Annotated in this window: 21 protein-coding genes, 1 tRNA gene and 1 pseudogene; 13 read left to right on the top strand and 10 right to left on the bottom strand. The window is 31.2% G+C overall.

Features of this window, described 5'->3' with window-relative positions; all coding sequences use genetic code 11:
- Positions 1-216 precede the first annotated feature (216 nt).
- Complete coding sequence (locus tag ADIWIN_RS21205) at positions 217-810, top strand: ShlB/FhaC/HecB family hemolysin secretion/activation protein (RefSeq protein ID WP_020895894.1); 594 nt, start codon at positions 217-219, stop codon at positions 808-810.
- 282 nt (positions 811-1,092) lie between these two features.
- On the opposite strand, the gene ADIWIN_RS05525 is transcribed toward ADIWIN_RS21205, so the two are convergent.
- From ADIWIN_RS05525 to ADIWIN_RS05510, 5 genes are all read right to left on the bottom strand, one after another.
- Positions 1,093-1,767 (bottom strand): DUF6565 domain-containing protein, encoded by a 675-nt coding sequence (locus tag ADIWIN_RS05525; protein WP_040756624.1) that lies wholly within the window; start codon positions 1,765-1,767, stop codon positions 1,093-1,095.
- A gap of 13 nt (positions 1,768-1,780) precedes the next feature.
- The gene (locus ADIWIN_RS20310) at positions 1,781-1,948 is read right to left on the bottom strand and encodes a lmo0937 family membrane protein (RefSeq protein ID WP_152487221.1); all 168 of its coding nucleotides are present in this window, start codon (positions 1,946-1,948) and stop codon (positions 1,781-1,783) included.
- 855 nt (positions 1,949-2,803) lie between these two features.
- Positions 2,804-3,364: a helix-turn-helix domain-containing protein gene (locus ADIWIN_RS05520; protein ID WP_040756633.1), complete on the bottom strand. Its 561-nt coding sequence runs from the start codon at positions 3,362-3,364 to the stop codon at positions 2,804-2,806.
- A gap of 78 nt (positions 3,365-3,442) precedes the next feature.
- Positions 3,443-5,962, bottom strand: coding sequence for a cation-translocating P-type ATPase (locus ADIWIN_RS05515; protein ID WP_020895890.1), 2,520 nt, complete (start codon positions 5,960-5,962; stop codon positions 3,443-3,445).
- 371 nt (positions 5,963-6,333) lie between these two features.
- Positions 6,334-7,392, bottom strand: coding sequence for a response regulator (locus ADIWIN_RS05510; RefSeq protein WP_020895889.1), 1,059 nt, complete (start codon positions 7,390-7,392; stop codon positions 6,334-6,336).
- A 221-nt stretch (positions 7,393-7,613) separates the two neighbouring features.
- Between ADIWIN_RS05510 and ADIWIN_RS05505 the strand changes: the two genes are divergently transcribed.
- From ADIWIN_RS05505 to ADIWIN_RS05470, 8 genes are all read left to right on the top strand, one after another.
- Positions 7,614-8,702, top strand: coding sequence for a L,D-transpeptidase (locus tag ADIWIN_RS05505; protein ID WP_051155418.1), 1,089 nt, complete (start codon positions 7,614-7,616; stop codon positions 8,700-8,702).
- 245 nt (positions 8,703-8,947) lie between these two features.
- Positions 8,948-9,394, top strand: a complete 447-nt coding sequence (locus tag ADIWIN_RS05500; RefSeq protein WP_020895887.1) for a hypothetical protein — start codon at positions 8,948-8,950, stop codon at positions 9,392-9,394.
- Between the two features lie 20 nt (positions 9,395-9,414).
- Entirely contained in the window at positions 9,415-9,630 is a 216-nt protein-coding gene (locus tag ADIWIN_RS05495) for a hypothetical protein (RefSeq protein ID WP_020895886.1), read from the top strand.
- Positions 9,631-9,815: 185 nt separating this feature from the next.
- Positions 9,816-10,412 carry a BON domain-containing protein gene (locus ADIWIN_RS05490; RefSeq protein ID WP_051155417.1) on the top strand — a complete coding sequence of 199 codons (597 nt, stop codon included), beginning with the start codon at positions 9,816-9,818 and terminating at the stop codon, positions 10,410-10,412.
- Positions 10,413-10,469: 57 nt separating this feature from the next.
- Entirely contained in the window at positions 10,470-10,658 is a 189-nt protein-coding gene (locus ADIWIN_RS05485; protein WP_040756623.1) for a hypothetical protein, read from the top strand.
- Positions 10,659-10,901: 243 nt separating this feature from the next.
- Positions 10,902-11,282 (top strand): hypothetical protein, encoded by a 381-nt coding sequence (locus tag ADIWIN_RS05480; protein WP_040756622.1) that lies wholly within the window; start codon positions 10,902-10,904, stop codon positions 11,280-11,282.
- A gap of 283 nt (positions 11,283-11,565) precedes the next feature.
- Positions 11,566-11,772: a hypothetical protein gene (locus ADIWIN_RS05475; protein ID WP_020895881.1), complete on the top strand. Its 207-nt coding sequence runs from the start codon at positions 11,566-11,568 to the stop codon at positions 11,770-11,772.
- Positions 11,773-11,994: 222 nt separating this feature from the next.
- Positions 11,995-12,360 (top strand): arsenate reductase family protein, encoded by a 366-nt coding sequence (locus ADIWIN_RS05470; protein WP_040756620.1) that lies wholly within the window; start codon positions 11,995-11,997, stop codon positions 12,358-12,360.
- 79 nt (positions 12,361-12,439) lie between these two features.
- Here ADIWIN_RS05470 and ADIWIN_RS05465 read toward each other — a convergent pair whose 3' ends face one another.
- Positions 12,440-13,093 carry a BON domain-containing protein gene (locus ADIWIN_RS05465; protein ID WP_020895879.1) on the bottom strand — a complete coding sequence of 218 codons (654 nt, stop codon included), beginning with the start codon at positions 13,091-13,093 and terminating at the stop codon, positions 12,440-12,442.
- Between the two features lie 352 nt (positions 13,094-13,445).
- Between ADIWIN_RS05465 and ADIWIN_RS05460 the strand changes: the two genes are divergently transcribed.
- From ADIWIN_RS05460 to ADIWIN_RS05450, 3 genes are read left to right on the top strand one after another with little or no spacing between them, the layout of a single operon-like run.
- The gene (locus tag ADIWIN_RS05460; protein WP_020895878.1) at positions 13,446-14,099 is read left to right on the top strand and encodes a sigma-70 RNA polymerase sigma factor region 4 domain-containing protein; all 654 of its coding nucleotides are present in this window, start codon (positions 13,446-13,448) and stop codon (positions 14,097-14,099) included.
- Positions 14,100-14,116: 17 nt separating this feature from the next.
- Positions 14,117-14,524: a hypothetical protein gene (locus ADIWIN_RS05455; RefSeq protein ID WP_020895877.1), complete on the top strand. Its 408-nt coding sequence runs from the start codon at positions 14,117-14,119 to the stop codon at positions 14,522-14,524.
- 58 nt (positions 14,525-14,582) lie between these two features.
- Positions 14,583-14,933, top strand: a complete 351-nt coding sequence (locus ADIWIN_RS05450; protein ID WP_020895876.1) for a hypothetical protein — start codon at positions 14,583-14,585, stop codon at positions 14,931-14,933.
- A 254-nt stretch (positions 14,934-15,187) separates the two neighbouring features.
- On the opposite strand, the gene ADIWIN_RS20305 is transcribed toward ADIWIN_RS05450, so the two are convergent.
- The 4 genes from ADIWIN_RS20305 to ADIWIN_RS05440 form a co-directional block, all read right to left on the bottom strand.
- Positions 15,188-15,616, bottom strand: a complete 429-nt coding sequence (locus tag ADIWIN_RS20305; protein WP_235047039.1) for a phospholipase D-like domain-containing protein — start codon at positions 15,614-15,616, stop codon at positions 15,188-15,190.
- Positions 15,617-15,660: 44 nt separating this feature from the next.
- A complete protein-coding gene (locus tag ADIWIN_RS20300) occupies positions 15,661-16,293 on the bottom strand; it encodes a phospholipase D-like domain-containing protein (RefSeq protein WP_161624666.1) in 633 nt (210 codons plus the stop codon).
- A 100-nt stretch (positions 16,294-16,393) separates the two neighbouring features.
- A complete protein-coding gene (locus tag ADIWIN_RS22135) occupies positions 16,394-16,621 on the bottom strand; it encodes a PLDc N-terminal domain-containing protein (RefSeq protein WP_020895873.1) in 228 nt (75 codons plus the stop codon).
- Positions 16,622-17,263: 642 nt separating this feature from the next.
- Positions 17,264-17,345, bottom strand: a tRNA-Leu gene (locus tag ADIWIN_RS05440).
- Between the two features lie 154 nt (positions 17,346-17,499).
- Between ADIWIN_RS05440 and ADIWIN_RS05435 the strand changes: the two are divergent.
- Positions 17,500-18,889: pseudogene (locus tag ADIWIN_RS05435) on the top strand (dipeptidase).
- Positions 18,890-18,953 lie beyond the last annotated feature (64 nt).

Genomic DNA, 18,953 nt, shown 5'->3' with positions numbered 1-18,953 from the left:
AATTATAGTGTCAATTTCTTTGGATACGGAAATGAAACTGAAAATTCTGATGACGACTTTGGCTTAGACTACAACCGCGTAAAAACTAGAGTTTTCCGATTAAGCCCACAGCTTATCTGGAATTCTAAACGCGGAAGTCTTATTCATTTTGGTATTAGTTATGAGGTAAATGAAATTCAAAACAGTGATAATCGTTTTGTATCAGACAATAATTTATTGCCAAGTAATGTGTTTGACGAAGAGCATTTTGGAGGTGTAAATGCAAGTTACACCTACTCTAACTACGATAATGAGACCTACCCAACCAACGGAATGAATTTCTCTATTGAAACAGGTTATAAAGATAATTTAGAAGTCAGCAATCGTGATTTTGGATATCTTATAACTGATATAGCCTTTGCAAGAAAATTAAATCCATCAGGACGTTTGGTTTTCGCTACTAAATTAAAAAGTCATTTAAATTTTGGAGATGGTTTTGAATTCTACCAAGCGGCTTCAATAGGTGGGCTTGATGGTCTAAGAGGCTATAGAAACCAACGTTTTACGGGGAAGAATGCCTTTTATCAAAATACAGATTTGAGATATAGTTTCAATCGTATGAAAACAAAATTAATTCCTATAAAATTAGGCATGTATGGAGGCTTCGATTATGGTCGTGTTTGGATTGATGATGATACCTCCGAAAAATGGCATAACGCTTATGGTGGTGGATTTTTTGTTAACGCTGTGGATTTACTATCTGCAAACTTAGGGGTTTTTAATTCTTCTGATGGTATTAGAATAGCTTTTGGAATGGGCTTTGATTTTTAAAAACATAGAAATCAGATTCAGCAATGATGACAAGAACAAATAATAAAAATAATTATTTTTAAGTTCTTTCACAACCTGTAACTCTTGTCAATAACCTATAACTTTAATGGTATAGTTTATTTTCAATCAATAAATATTGAGGCTAGATAAAGCCATGTAGCCTCAATATTTGTTGTACCTCTCTTGTACCTGAATGCAGATAAAAATTTCTACTGAGTATTTAGGACTAGATATTAAAGGTGAACCGGTTTATGCTGTTGTTCAATGTAGAAAAAGATAGTACTAATTCTTTTTTGAATTGGCGTTTTCTTCAGACTTCGCTCCCATTCTATTTAAAGTATACATAGGTGCAAACTTTAATTTTAATCCTGCAATTTTTCTATTATCTGAACTTGAAAGGCCTTCTTTTTCAACTGTATTTTTTCTAGTGTCTATAGCTTCATATAACAATTTAATCTCGTCCCAGTCTTCTCTTGAATAATTGTCTTTATTTGCCTCAGTAGTATCAACAAAGTTTTGGTAAACACTTAGTATATTGTTTTTGTTTATCCATTCAAACTTCATGTCATCGTTGATGTAATTTTTTCCCAAAAGAGACATTCTAAAATTGTCTTTTTGAATTCGTAAATCTTGTATTTTTTGTTGTTGCATTTCTTCTTCAATCTGAACTTTATACGCTTCAAATTTCGATGTAGCTTTATCTATATCAATTTTTAACGCTTCATTTTTTTTAATATTATTTAAGTTAAGCATCGCCATAGATTTATGATTGCTGTAACCATTTTCAATTTCTTTCCAATTTAAATTGGCTTCGGTTCCATTTAAATCTGATACTGAGTCTACATAGCTTGTATATTCATCTATGTTTTGTTTGGCTTTACTCATTGTTTCATCTTTACATGATGTAAATAGTAAAGCGGTTAGGCATAATACGATTGTAAAATTTATTGTTTTCATAATTTTAATATTTTCAACTCTTTTTGTTATTAAATTTTTTTCCCCCTATTAGTCTAAAAAGAATAGCTATGACTGCTATAACTAATAAAATGTGTATTAAACCTCCTACACTATAGACAAAGACACCTAGTGCCCAACCAATGACAAGAATAACTGCGATGATGTATAATAAACCTCTCATTTCTTAATGATTTTAATTGTGAAAACCTCTACCAAACTTTTTGATAGTAATATTAAAAAGCAGACGGTTAAGTCTGCTTTTTATTGCCAAACGATATTATTCATATGGACTTTCCCCTAAAAAAACGATTAATAGCCCTACAAAGATGCTTGATTATAAGGGAATATAGTTATATCAATTTTTAATAGATTTACATAAATCACAGATAATTATTCTGCAAAAAAAAAGAGCAGTTTGCTATTTAACTGCTCTTTTAATTTTAAACTGATTTCAATCAACTAACATTAGTTTAAAAACGGACTTTATAATTAACAAAAAAGACTAATGGGTTTATTTATTCTTTTTGTCTTCTGTTTTCTTTTTAGTATCCGTAGGCTTTTTTACGTTGCTAGTAGCATTCTTTTTGGCGTCTTCTACTTTTTTCTTGTTATCCATGATATTGTGATTTAACAGCACTTAATTGTACTGATATAAATGTAGTTACAAATATTATTTTAACATTACACAACTAACTCATAACCTTACACATATCACAGATGCAATTATTTCATTTAAAAAAAACAGACCTAGCAGTGTGCTTTTATCTTTGAATAAGAATTGAGTATAGCGTAGCGAACATCCAAAATAATAAGACACTCTAACCAACGCTCCGAATGGAATGCATTCTCCAAAAAGTGGCAATCTTCATAATTAATCATATCACTGTTCTTGATGTAGAAACGTAAGAACCAAGTTGTTTTTTCATGGCTTTTCATAAGTTCTATACTAAAATCACTTTTGCCTAATTCGGGTGAATCATCTGCATACAGTTTGATAGGTATGAATAAAATTATACTACTCAACTAAAATTGAAGATTACAAATTCTCTAAATTACTCCTCCTTTTTTCACCAATTTTTTTATAAAATGAAGGACATTGCCCTGTTACTTTCTTGAATTGGTTAGATAGATGTGCCACACTACTATAGTGTAATTTAAAGGCTATTTCCGTTAGATTTAACTCGTCATAAAGCAGGAGTTCTTTGGCTCTTTCTATTTTATGATTGATAATAAAATATTGTATGGTGATGCCTTTGACTTCTGAAAATAAATTTGACAAATACGTGTAATCATATCCTAATTTTTCACTTATAAAATCTGAATAATTCACTTTTGGAAGCTCTTCAGAATAATGTATCATTTCAATAATTACATTTTTTATCCTATCTACAAGTATACTTTTTTGGTCGTCCAATAATTCTAAACCAGATTCGGCCAAATTTGATTTCAATTTTTGTTTTAATTCATTAGTAATGTCCTCCTTTATTTCAATCATACCAAGTTCAATATTTGTATAATGTAATCCTAGTTTTTCTAACTCCTGTTTTACCATAAGCTTACACCTTAGACTTACCATGTATTTAATATAGAGTTTCATTATTTTATAAGTTAATGATTTTATTATAGTTAGCGATAGATCAAAAAAGTATTTCCAAATCAATTATTAGTCAAATTATTATCGTAGCACCTCATTTAATGGTCTATTCTTTCTTTTTAACCACTTTACGATTTCAAACCAAATAACAGATACAAATCCTGCTCCTATACTTTTAACTATAAGAGAGGCATTTAATATTTCAAATTGAAAAAATTCATTTAAAGGCCTCACAAACAGTAGTAAAGTCGTGATAAAAGTAGTAACGCCAATTACAATTGGAATTAATCTATTCTTATATTTTATTGTGGTGAAAACCGAATAATAGAACGACCGATTTACAAAAGTTAGAAAAATATTTGCAGACATTAGAACGATAAACACCATTGTGCGAGTAATGGCTTCATTGTAACCTTGGGCTACTGCGTATTGATACATAATAAGCACTCCTATGGTAATCATTAGGCCTTGAATAATACTTGTGGTTAACTCTTTCCAATTAAAAAAAGCGACTGAATATGGACGTGGTTTTTGAAGCATTGTATCTTCTTCCATAGGTTCATTCTCATAAACAATAGAGCAGGTTGGCCCCATTATTAATTCTAATAATATAATATGAATTGGAGATAGGATATTAGGATATATCCAACCTAACACTAATGGAATGAATACCGTTAAAATTATTGGAATATGAATAGATATGATATATTGAATGGCCTTTTTAAGATTGGTATAAATCTTTCTGCCCATTGCCACAGCATCAACCATTTTAGACAAATCGTCGTCAACTAAAATAAGTGAAGCGGCATCTTTGGCTATCTCCGTTCCTTTTTTACCCATAGCAATCCCAATATGAGCTGTTTTTAATGCTGGTCCATCATTAACGCCATCACCTACCATAGCGACCACTTCCCCATTTAACTTTAAGGCATTAATAATTTTGAGTTTGGCCTCTGGAAACATTCGAGTGAATATTTGAGTTTCTGAAACTGTTTTAGACAGTTCTGAATCAGATAAATTCATTAACTCATCTCCTGAAATACTTTTGTCATAATCTTTAAAACTAATCTGTTTTGCTATGGCTCTAGTAGTAGCAGCATTATCTCCTGTAATTATCTTTACTGTAATTCCTGCAGTATTAAAATCATCAAAAACAGATTGAATGTTTTGCTTTGGTGGATCATAAAACGCTACCAATCCTTTAAACGAAAATTGAAAATCTTGTTGTTTAGAAGGAAAATTATCACTTTTAAAAACAGTTCTACCAACGCCTAGCACACGATAACCATCGTTAGCCAAAATATTTATGGTTTCCTCAATTTGTTTTCTTTCGAAAGGAATGAGATTGGAAACATTTAATAAGGCTTCTGGTGCTCCTTTAGCAGCAATAATTCTATTACCAGCATCATCCTGAAAAATATGGGTCATCATTGGTGGTTTACCATCTAATGGATACTCATGGTACATTTTATATAACGGCCTTTCGTCTAACGTAAAGAATTTGTTATAATTTTCGTGCAACGCTATTTCCATAGGGTCAAACGGAATGGGCTCGCTTGCCCACATAGCGGTTCGGATCAGTTCTTTTTCCTCTTTATTTATTTCTTCTTTGGTTGAAATAATTCTTTTGCTTTCAAAACTATAAAGTTTTGCAAGACTCATTTTATTTTCAGTAATAGTACCTGTCTTGTCTGAACAAATTACAGTGGCACTGCCCAAGGTTTCAACGGTTTTCATTTGCTTTACAACAACGCCCATTTTCATAAGTCTCCAAGCTCCCATTGCCATAAAAGTGGTAAATGCTACCGGAATTTCTTCTGGCAAAATACTCATCGCGAGAGTAAGTGCCTTGAGTAAACTGTCTAATACATTATAAGAATTGAAATAATTTATGACCCAAACAATTAGGAAAATGACAACACCTACAATCACCATTTTCTTTACAAAATTGTTGATTTGTACTTCTAATGGTGTTTTTTCTTCTAATACATCTTCAAGGCTTTTTCCTATTTTTCCTAATTTAGTTTCGTTACCAATATGGGTTACGATAGCAATGGCTAGTCCGCTAGCAATCATTGTTCCCATATAAATTGAATTAGTGCCTTCTATTTGATTTTTATAAACAGAAAAAGATTCTCCGGTGAGAATAGATTCATTAACCGAAAAATCGTTAGAATGCACAATGTTGCCATCTGCTGGTATTGTAGTACCTTCTTCCACCATCATACAATCTCCAATAACTAATTCTTCGATTTTAATCTCGGTTATTACACCCTCTCTAATGACCTTACAATTGGGCTGTGTATAAATTTTTAATTTTTCTAAAGCATCACGACTTCTAGAATCCTGATACAAAGAAATTGCTGAGACTAAAACAATCGCGACCGCTAGAAAAACACCATCACCACTATTTCCTGTAATAAAATATATCGAAGAGGTAACCAATAGCAAAATAACCATCGGTTCTTTAATGAGGTTCTTTACTAAATACAGAAACCCACTTTCTTTCTTAAAATGCAATATGTTATGTCCATACTTTTTTCTCGCTTCAAGTACCTGATTTTGTGTTAATCCTGTTATATTAAAATTGTTTTCTATCATTTTAAGTACTCTTTTTAAATGCCTATGTTTATTTTAGAACTCAACGTTATTTACTGGCAATAGATGCATCAATCTATGGGCTGGAATTAAACAATCTACGTTAGCGTTTTTATATAATGCCAGATTTATGGTAAGAGGTATTATCATCTCATATTGTTTTACTTCGGCTTTAAAATATTTACTTAATGGTTGAATATTTTGCTTTTAACTTGAAGATCTAGTTCGCATTATTAACCAAATATAGATGAGTAATAAATTGAAGTCAATGATAATTATCAGTCCTATCTAAATAAATTAAGATCTAAACACGAACAAAAACAGCCCAATTTTCTTAAAAATTGGGCTGTTTAAAGACTACAAAAGGTAAGTACTTATTTCATTAATTGAAGCTTATCTTGGTCAATGATTCTAATATATTGTTTATCAACTTCTATATAACCCGCTTCTTTAAATACCGACAATGTGCGAATTAAAGTTTCTGTAGCAATGCCTGCAACATTTGCTATATCGGTTCTTAAAATTTGCATGTTTTCTTTAGGTTTTTTATTTAATGCTTCGGCAAAATACAATAAGGATTGTGCTGTTTTTCTACGGACCGAACCATAAGCCATACGCAGTAATTGTTCTTTTATTATTTCGAGATCTTGATTGAGCATCTCCATTAATTCCATAGATATATTATTGTCCTCATTCAGAATTTTATTAAGTTCTTTTTTTGATATTCCTGCAAGTTGCACATCATTTAAGGCAGAAGCACATTCGTGATAAATTGTGTTTTTTTTAAAAGAGGCAAAACCTAAAAATTCATCAGGCTTATAAAGTGCTGTTGTAAATAATTTACCCTTTTCATCTACTCTAAAACATTTTACAACTCCTTTTATTATTAGATAAACGTTATTAGAATGATCACCATTACTATAAATGGCTTGTCCTTCTTTATAATTAGTGAGTTCTCCATTGTTATCGAAAAAATTTTTGAGGTCGTTTAAATTATTAATTTCACTTTCAGCTGCCGTTTTGTTAGAGCCATTTTCTTTTTCTAAAACTCGGGTTAGTAGTGTTGACTTTTCTAAACGTTTTTCTATAGTTGTAATTAAATTCTCATTAGTAAATGGTTTTGTAACATAATCATCGGTATCAAAATCCATTCTTTTATGAACCTCCTTAAGCGATGAACTATTAGATAGAAATACGAAAGGAATATAATTTGCAGTATGATGATTAGACAACATCTCTAAAACGTCATAACCATCAATTTCTGGCATCATTAAATCACAAAGAATAACATCTGGTATAATCTCTTTAGCTTTTTCAACTCCATATTCGCCATTAGTGGCTGTAATAACATTATAGCCTTCTAATTCTAAAAGCTCTGATGTACTTTCTAATAAGGCTTTATCGTATTTAATTAATAATATGGTTTTTTTCATCACTTAATATCGAATTAGCATGAACAATCTTAAGCTTGCCGCATTTTTTGATTATTTTATAATATACCTCATTTATATAGATATATAGCTATTTATCCAAAAAGGATATGGTTTGTCTAAATAATAATAAGAATTACAATTCACATTATTTTACAAGTACTGATATCTATCATTTGGACATACATTTTTCATGTCTACCTTAATATTTTAAAACATACTGCATGATAAAGATATCCCGAACCCTTATATTTTTAAGTACTAAAAAGAGGCCTCAATTAAAACCTATAGTTTTTGTAGTTCTGCTATCATTTAGTTGTCTTACTAGCTGCGAATATGTAAATAAGAGCAATTCTGCTTTAGACTCAACTACTATTGCCGAACAATCGATTAAAAAAGACAGTGTTCTAAAAAAACCAATTATTAATACTAAAATAACGGTTAAAAAAGATGTGACGATACGTTCCTATTTTAAATGGATGGACAGTTTGGTTACAACGCAAAATGAAAAAAGCAATTATTCTATTGATGAGTATATTATTGTAAGATTTAATCCTTGGATATTAGATACATTGGCACATACAGATTATTATTACTTAAAAGAAAAAGGAATTTTTAACGAAGATTCTCAATCGTTACTCGCACTTCAAAAAGGGCAAATTTTAGTTTTACCAGATTCTATACAAACCCTTAACATTAGGGAACGCATGGCAAATACCTATATTGATGTTAATGTACCAGAGTTTAAACTCAGAATTATAGAAAATGGAAAAGAACTTCACAGATTTCCTGTACGAGTTGGCCAGAATAATCAACGTTATTTAGAAATGGCAAAACGCGAAGTCGATATGCGGACAAAACCTGGAATAGGTAAAATAGTTAGAGTTAATAAAGCACCTTTATTTATTAATCCCAAAGACAACCATAAATACTACACCACAAAACGAGATGACAATAATGTAACGAAGCTACCAGCAATACCGTGGATAGAGCCAGAAATAAATGGTCAACGCTTTGGTCAACTTATACATCCTACAACGAATATGGCTACTTTAGGAAAAGCCTATTCTAATGGTTGCATAGGCTTAAGAGAATCTGATGCCTGGTTTGTGTATTACTATGCTCCCTTAAACACAAAAGTAGTTATTAGGTATGATTTACGCGGTAAGGATGAGGAAGGCAATGACATTCAACTTACAAATATCTATCCAGGATTTGAAAATAAAACATATAGAAAAGAGGCCATAGAAGCAGCTCTACAAGCAATTGATGGAGAACCAATTCCTGTTTGCAATTGCAGTACTTTAAAGTGAGATAGAATGTCTATTTATAATATTAAAAACAGAAACAGGTCAACTAAAAATTCACCTATTCCCTTTCTAAGGACTTAATTTTAGTTATACAATCATCACATCAATTTATCCCTAAATATAATTTTCCGGATGCTTTTAAAATCATTAGCAGGCCATTCTTAATTAAACCATAGTTCTAGATGATTTATATCATTTGGGTTGTCTTTATGTCTATCTAACTTTACATTACTATTAAACACTTGATTATGAATAAATTTAGAATTAGACCTAAAGATGATTACATACAAGAAGCTAATTGGGAACAATTATTTGTGCTAACAGAGCATTGGAAAAGCGATTTAGAATTTTATCTACTCGATTTAGAATTTTTGCAGCACATTATAGACAAATATTTTATTCGGATGGCTAGCAAAAAGGATATTGATGATGTTAGGGAAATAGAGACTATTCTAGTAGAAACAACTAATAATTGTAGCCACTTAGAAACTAAAATAGCGAAACATTTAATCTATTTGGGAAACTTAATAGACGATCCTTTTAAAAATGATTCACACGCATTTCGAGCTAAGCACGAACAACTTGAAGATAACATTGCTTTGTTTGTAAAATCATTTAGAAAAAGCCGTAACGATGTTTTTATGATTACAAAGCGCGTTTTAGATGGTGATACATTGAGTGGACTATTAAAATAGTATCAAAAGAACACTTCAAAATGTCTGATTTAAAAACCCTTCTAACCGAAATCACAGCGTTAACCAACACTATCGAAACGGATCACCCTGAACTCTATACATTTCTAGATGAACAACCTATAACCATACCTGCTTTTAAGCATCCAAATATGAATAAAAAAATAATGAAAGAGTATTTAGACGATTTAAAACAAGTATTGAATCATTACATAAAATCTCATAAAGACAAAAAATAACACTATTCAATTCTAGTATTATGAAAAACAAAACGTTTTTAATTGCCGTAACTAGTGGTATAGCAATAACTGACCTTTTTAATAAAAATGAGGATTAATACAATTAAAAAAGCAAGGTGTTATGAGAACAGATGCACAAATTAAACAAGATGTCTTAGATGAGCTAGTATTTCAACCCAGTATAGATGAAACCCAAATTGGTGTCATTGTTAAAAAATGGTGTGGTTACTCTAACAGGACAAGTGTTTAGTTATGCCAATAAAATTGCGGCAGAAAAAGCGGTAAAAAAAATTAAAGGAGTGAAAGCTGTAGCTGAAGATATTGAGGTTGGATATGATTCGCAAGACCATAAAACCGATACCGAAATTGCAAATGTAGTTATAGATGCCTTAGCTTGGAATATAGCTGTACCAAAAAATAATATAAGCATAAAAGTTGAAGATGGGTGGGTCTATTTATCCGGAAAAGTAGAATGGTGGTATCAAAGGGAAGCCGCAAAACGCGTTGCACAACATCTAATAGGAGTTAAAGGCATCATTAATAATATCTCTATTAAGCAAAAGGCAGAAAAACTATATCAGATAAAAGAACGCATTGTAAAAGCATTTGAGCGCTCGGCATATATTGATGCTAACACTATTACTGTGGAGTTAGTAGATGCTCATATTATAAAACTACGAGGTAAAGTAAATTCGTTTGCCGAAAAAATAGAAGCACAAAAAGCGGCATTTTATGCACCAGGCATTTATGAGATAGAGAACGAATTAGAGATTATTTCATAAACTTTAAAAACAAAGAAATTCAATAATTAAATAGTATTAATTTAAAATTCAAATATTATGCAACATCACCCAGACGAACGCAATCAATTAGCGGCATTACATGATCGACATAAAAGATTTTCTATGAATGTTTATGACCATTCTTCTAATAATGAAACGGATAAATTGATAGAAGCTCAAAAAGAATTAAAACAAACAGAAAAAGAGCTTGCAGATTTAATGAAAAGATTACATCCTAAGTTTTAAAATAAGGTTACAAACCTCTCAGATTTTAGATTCGGAGAGGTTTTCAATTCAAAATAGGAACACAAATTAAGTTCACATTAAAAAACCTAGATGACTAATATCATTTCTATTACTAAGCAACATGCCTAACTTTGGTAATAACCCTATTTCAAAATAGTCTTATAGAATGAGCCATCACAATTCAGTTGACACCAACCAACATGTTTATTGGCGAATTCCATCTGACAACTAAAAAAGAAACACATGAAAACACAAAAAAATTTAGGTATTTGGATGGATCATTCAACTGCAAATATGATTGATTTAAATTCTAAAAAAAACAGTTATTCTATAGTGTCAAAATTCACTTTTGATACAAAAGAAGAAGCATTAACAAGAAGCGAAAATCTTATGCATAATAAGCGTCAACAAATGAATGAAGCATATTATAAAGAGATTTCAGATGAAATTTTGAAATATAAACATGTACTCTTGTTTGGTCCAACCAATGCCAAAACAGAGCTACATAATTACCTGAATACTGATTTACATTTCAAGGATATAAAAATTGATATTGAAGCCGCAGATAAAATGTCAGACAATCAACAAGATGCTTTTGTAAGGAAACATTTCGGAATTGAATAGGATATCTGAAAGGTGCAGAGCATAATAATTATATTCACCCTAACTGGATTTCATATATTAACTCTTGTCATTGGCAAAATAAATCTGTCCACAAAATTGAGCAAACACATAAAAGATCTTTTTGCGCAATCAAAAAGCAAATCTCATTAGAGATTTCAGAAAAATCAATTGGATAGTTTGCCAGAACCTGTGCAACGGTATTTTAATCCCATTTTAAAAGAAGGATAGCCACACATTAGTTATGCAAGAATAAAATATAATGGACAATTTAAAATAGATGAAAATGATTCTAAAAACATTCACTTCTCAAAAAAACCCAACAGAGGCTATAGAAAAAGCTAATAAAGAAATTAACGAAATGTACCTTGAGCATTATTCCGCCACGGAAATTGCACAATCTGAATCGTCGTATTACAACACTTTTTCTGAAGAAGAACAATTTCATTTTACATTAACAATTCTATTCGAAAAAGAAAATTCAAATGAATAAGTACTTAATTAGAACTCTAAAATTACACAAAACAATAGTATAAATATCCTTTTTAGATCTATAAGCAACAGCTATAATTGGCACAGGACTTGGACTTTTTAATCGTCTAGAATAGATGTGTCACCATCCGTAATTATCGCTAATTTTAATCAATTTTTTTCAAATAAAACGGATTGATCAGACAATTAAAACCTCAAAAAAACACTTCAAAAAGACTAAATGATGGGAGAAATAGCCACATCAAACAGAGCACTTATCTTATTTTACAATCCCAACTCTATAATTGGCAAACAAGTATTAGCATATGCCAAAGCAGAAGGATATGCCGTGAGAGATGTAGATATTTTAAAAACGCCTTTTACCGGAACACAACTGGAGGAGCTTGCCGATAAACTTCATTTAAAAATTGATGGATTGGTAAATAAAGAACACCCGGATTTTAAAACACATTTTGAATATTCAACGTTCAGTGATGATGATTGGATAAAAATAATGCGTAAGAATCCTCATTTAATAAAGGAGCCAATTGTGCTTCTTGGAGATAAGACCATACATGTAAATACACCAAGTGACATCTTAAAATTATAGCAAAGACCAATATAGCCAATATGCTAAAAAAAGAAGCCCTAACTAATATTCTCAGTTAGGGCTTCTTTACAAACTGTTGCTAACACGTAACTTCCAATTCATTATCTACTTCACAAACGCCTGGAGCAAAATAGGCTGCTTTTTGAGCTTCATCTTTTTCAGTAAGTGAGTGTACTTTACCAGTTAGTTTAACATTATGACCATCTACAGTTATCATTATGTTTTTTGCTTCAAGTTCCGCAGAACGCTCCAAGGCTTTTTTTATGTTTTCCTTAATTTGATAGGGTTCTACGGCTTGTTTAATAGTTACTAAATTACTAACACCTCGTACTCCTTGCAAATTCTCAATAGCCATTTTTGCTGCATCTTTTTGATACGACCATTGCACTTCACCTGTTAAGTTTATCCAGCCATTTTCAACTTTTATCAATACTTTTTCATTTGGAACAGAAGCATTCCATTCGAGAGAAGTAACCGCCGCTTTTGCAATTTCTGTATCATTCATTTTGAAAGAGCTACCATAGTTTACTTCGATATCTTCAGCCACTGCCCTAACACCTTTAACACTTTTTACAGCGTTCTCAGCAGCAATTTTTTTATTGTAATTATCAACTGTTCCCGTTAGAGTTACAATACCATCTTTTACAATAACACCAATTTCCGCTTCATCTATATTTGGTTGCCAAGCTAATTCATCGAGGACATCATTTCTGATTTCTACATCTGTTTTCATTTTTAAATAGATTTAATTAAACAATCATTTGTCTTATTAAATGTACAATCATTATTACCCTACGGGAATGATAATTATCAGTTTGAATATTAAGCCACGGCTGTCACCAAACATTTAACAGATTGATTTTTAGCAATTAAAATTATACTGTGAATGATATATATCATTTCAAATCGTAAAGTAATTATGCAACTTTACTATTTAAGTTAAAAGCTGTAAATAAATATAAAAAGATGAAAAAGACTGTCAGATTTTACAAGCAACGCGAATTTCACATGTTTGTTGAACGAACCTTTCCTAATCTCATTCAATTAAAAAAGAGGAGGATCAAGAAGCTTTCAATAAATTAATATTGAAAATACTACCAAATATTAAAAAGTATATTAATGGAAGATTGGTTACCGCAATTCATAATGGGCATTTCTCTAAAAACAAGTACAAAGCAAATGATTTTGTAGATCAACTATTTATTGAAGTCTACGATCACATAGATGAAGTAAAAGAAGCAAAAGATTTTTACTTATGGCTGTTTAAAAAAACAGATAAACTACTTGAAGATATCATCGTAGAAGAAGAATTTGACGACTTATTTTTTAAGAATATTGACGATTATTCTAAACCTGAATGGGATGCAATGGAAGAAAAATTTAGTACAGATGGAGGGGGCGATTTACTACTGATTGAAGAGTTAGCTGATAGTTCTTATAACCATAATGATTATACCTTAAATCATGTTTTCATTGAAGATAATGAGAAAGATTATATAGACAAACTTGATAAAGAATTAAGTAAAGCAGAAGTAAAAAAACATATGCAAATGGTATTACACAAACTACCAATACACATGCAAACTGTTTTTAATCTATTCACAAGTCATAACTTCAATACAGAAGAAATAGCAAAAATTAAAAGTTTAACCACAAAAGAGGTTGATAAGCAAATAAAGAATACAAGAAACAGAATTCGTAACAGCTTTTTAAACAGATATTTAACTACTAAAACATAAACACGAATTTATAAATTATGAAAACTAAAAAACTAAACCCAAAAACAGCATTATTACTCGGCGCAGGATTAGACATTCTACATTTTGAAAGTCAAGAATGGCTAGAAGACATCGCCTTTTGGAAAGATGAAGCTCGATTTTTTGAAAATTTGCTAAAAAATAAAGAAGCAAAAAATGAAGCGCAAAAAGAACACTCAAAAATGCTAACAACTTTAGACAAAATCCATAAAGACCTTTTTGAGGATTTGCAAGCAACTATTATGAAACACGAGCGCCAACTTTCAAAAATTGAAGATGGTAAAAAAGGGTTAGCAGATGGAACATATAGAGAAGAGCATCGTAAAATCAAAGACAGAATGACAACGTTTACAAATGATTTCCGTGCATTTAAAAAAATCGTTTTTGATTACGCCAAGCAGCTTTAAGATTAAAAAAGATTTTAGATTTTAATGAGCTCATTTTTAGTTTTAAAAAACACCAAATATGGAAGTAATACTTTACAGAGAGGAATATAAAAATGTAGATACTATAGATCGTTTTCTTAGGTTTTACAATACAACAAACATGACATATTTGGCTAGCGATTTATTAAAAAAAGGATTGTCTCCTCCGCAAATTACTGACGCTATTTTAAAAGCAATTAAGGTTGGCAAATCTTCTGGCTTAAAAATAGAAAAGCATTTTTTACCTATTTTTACTCAGGTGAATTCTAAAATTATTAGTGATTGTAAACTCTCCCAATTAGGATATGGACTTTTACTTATTAATGCAGATGTTGAGCTAGGTGTTGTAGGTAAATGGCAGGTGAATCTTTTAGAACGTTTTCTCGAATGAGCATATTTAAAAATTAGCTTTGATTTTTAAATTAATGTGATACCAAAGCATCCTCGTTTTTATCTACAAATTGTGAATTAAAGGCAATAATTATTAATGTCATTAAAAACGATTGTAACCCTATCTCTTTGTGCTTCCATTTGCCTTAATTTTCGCAAAGATGTTGAATAAATCCATTTGTCATTATATAGCTATTTTAATGTAAAAGTATTTGTATTCTCTGAATTGAAAAATTTTATAATCATCTGAAAAAACTATAAAATAGGACTAAAAACTTTAGCCAAGCCTTCTTTTAAGCGCTCAATTTTTGGTCTTTTTAGGTGCTCCTCATAGTTTATTTGTATACTTTTTTCGCATCTTTTTAAAAAATCTTGTCTTAGCTTTGTTGTACATTCCTTTTCATAGATTAACACGTTTACCTCATAATTTTGTTCAAAACTTCTAATATCTAAATTAGCGGTTCCGATTGTTGTTAACTCATCATCAGAAATTATAACCTTGCTATGCAGAAAGCCATCAGGGTAAATATAGATTTTCACTCCAGCCTCTAAAAAATCTTCAAAATATGAGCGGACTGTCCATTTAACAAGAAAACTATCCGAATTAGATGACAGCAAAATCCGCACATCAACACCACTTAACGCAGCTACCTGCATAGCTGCCATTAAAGCTTCTCCAGGAATTATATACGGATTGGTAATGTAGACATACTTTTTTGCCCTGGTAATTATTGAAAAAAAAGTTGATGTATCGATTGAAAATCTGAGTCTGGCCCACTAGAAATAACTTGAGCTATTGAGGTCCCTATACCAGGATGTGTTATGAGGTACTTGGAAGACAAAAGATCATCTTTTCCACTCGCAAAACTCCAATCTATTGCAAAAACAGATTGTAGACTATTTACAATGGGTCCTTTTAATTGTAGGTGCATATCGTACCAAACACCTAGATTGGGATCACCTTTTATGTATTTGTCTGAGACATTAATACCACCAGTAAAAGCCACCAAACCATCTACTATAACAATTTTTCGATGATTACGATAGTTTAAAGAAGACATAAGTCGACCAAAACGCATAGGCAAAAAACTAGTCACTTCTATCCCTGCTTCTTTAAGCAGATTTAGATAGTTATGGCTTAATAGCCTACTCCCTAAATCGTCATACATAAATCGCACTTCTACACCCTCTTTTTTTTTCTGTTTTAAGAGGGTTAAAAATCGTTGCGCCAAATCACCTTCTTCAAAAATATAGTACTGTATATGTATAAATTGGTTTGCACTTTCAATCGCTTTAAAAATGGCATCAAAAGTGGCTACTCCGTCTTCTAAAGGAGTCAATTCATTTTTTGTACAAGGCAAAAATTTAGCACTTTTTGTAATTAGTTTTACTAGTTTAATATGATCCTTAAGTTCAAATGGAATTTCTTCTTCTTTTACATCAATAGTATTATAATAATCTTCAACTTTTTTTCAGATACTGCTTAATATCTTTAGTTTTCTTTTGCTTATAGAACTTGTTCTTTTTTTTGTTGCGACCAAGTACAAAATAGAATAGCATTCCGGCAATTGGAATCGTAAAAACAGCCAATAACCATGCTAATGTTTTAGTGGGTCTAACGCCGTAAAGCAATAACTTAACCATTAAAAAAATGGCTACAAGAAAGTATAAAATAAGTGCTACAACCATAACGATAAGGTTCAACTATTTTTCACCTTACAACAAAAGACTAATCATCAAAATCTTAATCTTAGTCCTATTGTAAAATTTAAATTGCAGAACAAATTTCCCTATTTAAAATATAGTATGAGCTGATTTAAATCATATCAGTAACTAAACCAAACCGATAGCCTCTCTTTCATTGATAATCGTATTAATTATTAATAAAAAAAATCCTTCAATGCGATTTACAAGCGATAATGAACCCATTTTTAAAGCAGAAACAATTCTAGGAGAGATTACCTTTTCTGATTAAAGCGATATAAAAATTACTCAATTCATAACAACAATAACAACCCCTGAGAAGCGCTATTCTGGGTTACTAGGTAAATTAAAAATTTAATTTTATATAAATTACTGAATAAAAATGGAAGTTATTAAGTCGAAGAATGACAATGATATTCTCCACTATTTTAAAAAAAACCTTTAAATTTCTTGAAAGGTTTAGTTTTACTAATAGTGATAACAAAATTAGAACCGTTGACATTCACCTAGTATTATGAGATTTACGCCCATAATTTTAAGTCAACGAAAATGATAAAATGTTGTACCACTGATTTTTTGAGGTCAATTTTAAACAAAAAAAGCCGAAGATTTCTCTTCGGCTTTTAGTACAGGCGGAGAGACTCGAACTCTCACACCTCGCGGCACTAGATCCTAAGTCTAGCGTGTCTACCAATTCCACCACGCCTGCAACTATCCAATAAATATTGGGTTGCAAATATAAACAATAGTTTGAATAAACAAATACTAAATTTTCAAGAATTCTAAATGATTTCTTAAAGTTTGGTCATGATTAATTTATTCCTCTTTAAATTCCTACTTTTGATTAAAATCAAAGCTCTATTATGCAATCAATAAAATCTTATATCAACGACAATAAAGACCGTTTTCTTAGCGAACTTATCGATTTATTAAAAATGCCATCGATAAGTGCAGATTCTGCTTACAAAGCGGATGTTCTAAAAACAGCGGATGCCATTAAAATAAGTTTAGAAAAAGCAGGTTGCGACCATGTCGAAATTTGCGAAACTGAAGGTTATCCTATTGTTTATGGTGAAAAAATAATTGATAAAAATTTACCAACAATATTAGTATATGGTCATTATGATGTGCAACCACCAGATCCTTTAGATTTGTGGAATTCACCTCCTTTTGATCCTATTATTCAAAAAACAGAGTTACATCCTGAAGGTGCCATTTTCGCTAGAGGAGCTTGTGACGATAAAGGTCAAATGTATATGCACGTGAAAGCCATGGAATACATGACGGCTAACAACGAATTGCCTTGTAATGTGAAATTCATGATTGAAGGTGAAGAAGAAGTTGGGAGTGTAAACTTGGCAAAATTTGTAGCAAAAAACAGAGAAAAATTAGCAAATGATGTGATTTTAATCTCAGATACTGGTATGATAGCACCAGATGTACCCTCAATTACAACTGGCTTAAGAGGTTTAAGTTATGTTGAAGTTGAAGTTACAGGACCAAATAGAGATTTACATTCTGGACTTTATGGTGGCGCAGTAGCCAATCCAATTAATGTATTAACGAAAATGATTGCGTCGCTTCACGATGAAAACAATCATATTACCATCCCTGGCTTTTATGATAAGGTTGAAGATCTATCAGATGCTGAACGTGCTGAAATGGCAAAAGCTCCATTTTCATTAGACGCCTATAAAAAATCCTTAGATATCGATGCTGTTTATGGTGAAGCAGGGTATTCTACCAATGAGCGTAACTCCATTAGACCAACATTAGATGTTAACGGTATTTGGGGAGGTTATACAGGTGAAGGTGCCAAAACAGTAATTGCTAGTAAAGCTTATGCCAAAATCTCTATGCGTTTAGTACCTAACCAAGAATGGGAAGAGATTACAGAATTGTTTAAAACACATTTTGAGAGTATCGCTCCGAAAGGAGTGACAGTAAAAGTAACACCACATCATGGTGGACAAGGTTACGTGACTCCTATTGATAGTTTAGGTTACAAAGCAGCTTCAAAAGCTTATGAAGAAACTTTTGGAAAAACGCCAATCCCTCAACGTAGTGGAGGAAGTATTCCTATTGTATCGCTTTTTTGAGCAAGAATTAAATAGTAAGACGATTTTAATGGGCTTTGGCTTAGATAGCGATGCGATTCACTCACCAAACGAACATTTTGGAGTATGGAATTACCTTAAAGGCATTGAAACTATTCCATGGTTTTATAAATATTTTACAGAATTATCAAAATAATTAAGTGATTTAAAAACACTTATTTAATTTCAAAAAAGCCTTATGATTAGTACTAATCATAAGG

It is taken from the genome of Winogradskyella psychrotolerans RS-3 (genome assembly GCF_000427335.1).
GTDB classification, from domain to species: domain Bacteria; phylum Bacteroidota; class Bacteroidia; order Flavobacteriales; family Flavobacteriaceae; genus Winogradskyella; species Winogradskyella psychrotolerans.
Note: the sequence above shows the minus strand (reverse complement) of the source record. Positions and strands in the feature narration are given on the sequence as shown.

Excerpts from the sequence above, each read along its gene's own strand:
- ADIWIN_RS05450 (WP_020895876.1), top strand. The coding sequence starts at position 14,583 with ATGGAAGTAATACTTTACAGAGAGGAATATAAAAATGTAGATACTATA.
- ADIWIN_RS05500 (WP_020895887.1), top strand. The coding sequence starts at position 8,948 with ATGAATAAATTTAGAATTAGACCTAAAGATGATTACATACAAGAAGCT.
- ADIWIN_RS05495 (WP_020895886.1), top strand. The coding sequence starts at position 9,415 with ATGTCTGATTTAAAAACCCTTCTAACCGAAATCACAGCGTTAACCAAC.
- ADIWIN_RS05520 (WP_040756633.1), bottom strand. The coding sequence starts at position 3,364 with ATGAAACTCTATATTAAATACATGGTAAGTCTAAGGTGTAAGCTTATG.
- ADIWIN_RS05455 (WP_020895877.1), top strand. The coding sequence starts at position 14,117 with ATGAAAACTAAAAAACTAAACCCAAAAACAGCATTATTACTCGGCGCA.
- ADIWIN_RS05505 (WP_051155418.1), top strand. The coding sequence starts at position 7,614 with ATGATAAAGATATCCCGAACCCTTATATTTTTAAGTACTAAAAAGAGG.
- ADIWIN_RS05515 (WP_020895890.1), bottom strand. The coding sequence starts at position 5,962 with ATGATAGAAAACAATTTTAATATAACAGGATTAACACAAAATCAGGTA.
- ADIWIN_RS05465 (WP_020895879.1), bottom strand. The coding sequence starts at position 13,093 with ATGAAAACAGATGTAGAAATCAGAAATGATGTCCTCGATGAATTAGCT.
- ADIWIN_RS05475 (WP_020895881.1), top strand. The coding sequence starts at position 11,566 with ATGATTCTAAAAACATTCACTTCTCAAAAAAACCCAACAGAGGCTATA.
- ADIWIN_RS05525 (WP_040756624.1), bottom strand. The coding sequence starts at position 1,767 with ATGAAAACAATAAATTTTACAATCGTATTATGCCTAACCGCTTTACTA.
- ADIWIN_RS20310 (WP_152487221.1), bottom strand. The coding sequence starts at position 1,948 with ATGAGAGGTTTATTATACATCATCGCAGTTATTCTTGTCATTGGTTGG.
- ADIWIN_RS05510 (WP_020895889.1), bottom strand. The coding sequence starts at position 7,392 with ATGAAAAAAACCATATTATTAATTAAATACGATAAAGCCTTATTAGAA.
- ADIWIN_RS05470 (WP_040756620.1), top strand. The coding sequence starts at position 11,995 with ATGGGAGAAATAGCCACATCAAACAGAGCACTTATCTTATTTTACAAT.
- ADIWIN_RS05490 (WP_051155417.1), top strand. The coding sequence starts at position 9,816 with ATGAAACCCAAATTGGTGTCATTGTTAAAAAATGGTGTGGTTACTCTA.
- ADIWIN_RS22135 (WP_020895873.1), bottom strand. The coding sequence starts at position 16,621 with ATGGTTGTAGCACTTATTTTATACTTTCTTGTAGCCATTTTTTTAATG.
- ADIWIN_RS05480 (WP_040756622.1), top strand. The coding sequence starts at position 10,902 with ATGAAAACACAAAAAAATTTAGGTATTTGGATGGATCATTCAACTGCA.
- ADIWIN_RS05485 (WP_040756623.1), top strand. The coding sequence starts at position 10,470 with ATGCAACATCACCCAGACGAACGCAATCAATTAGCGGCATTACATGAT.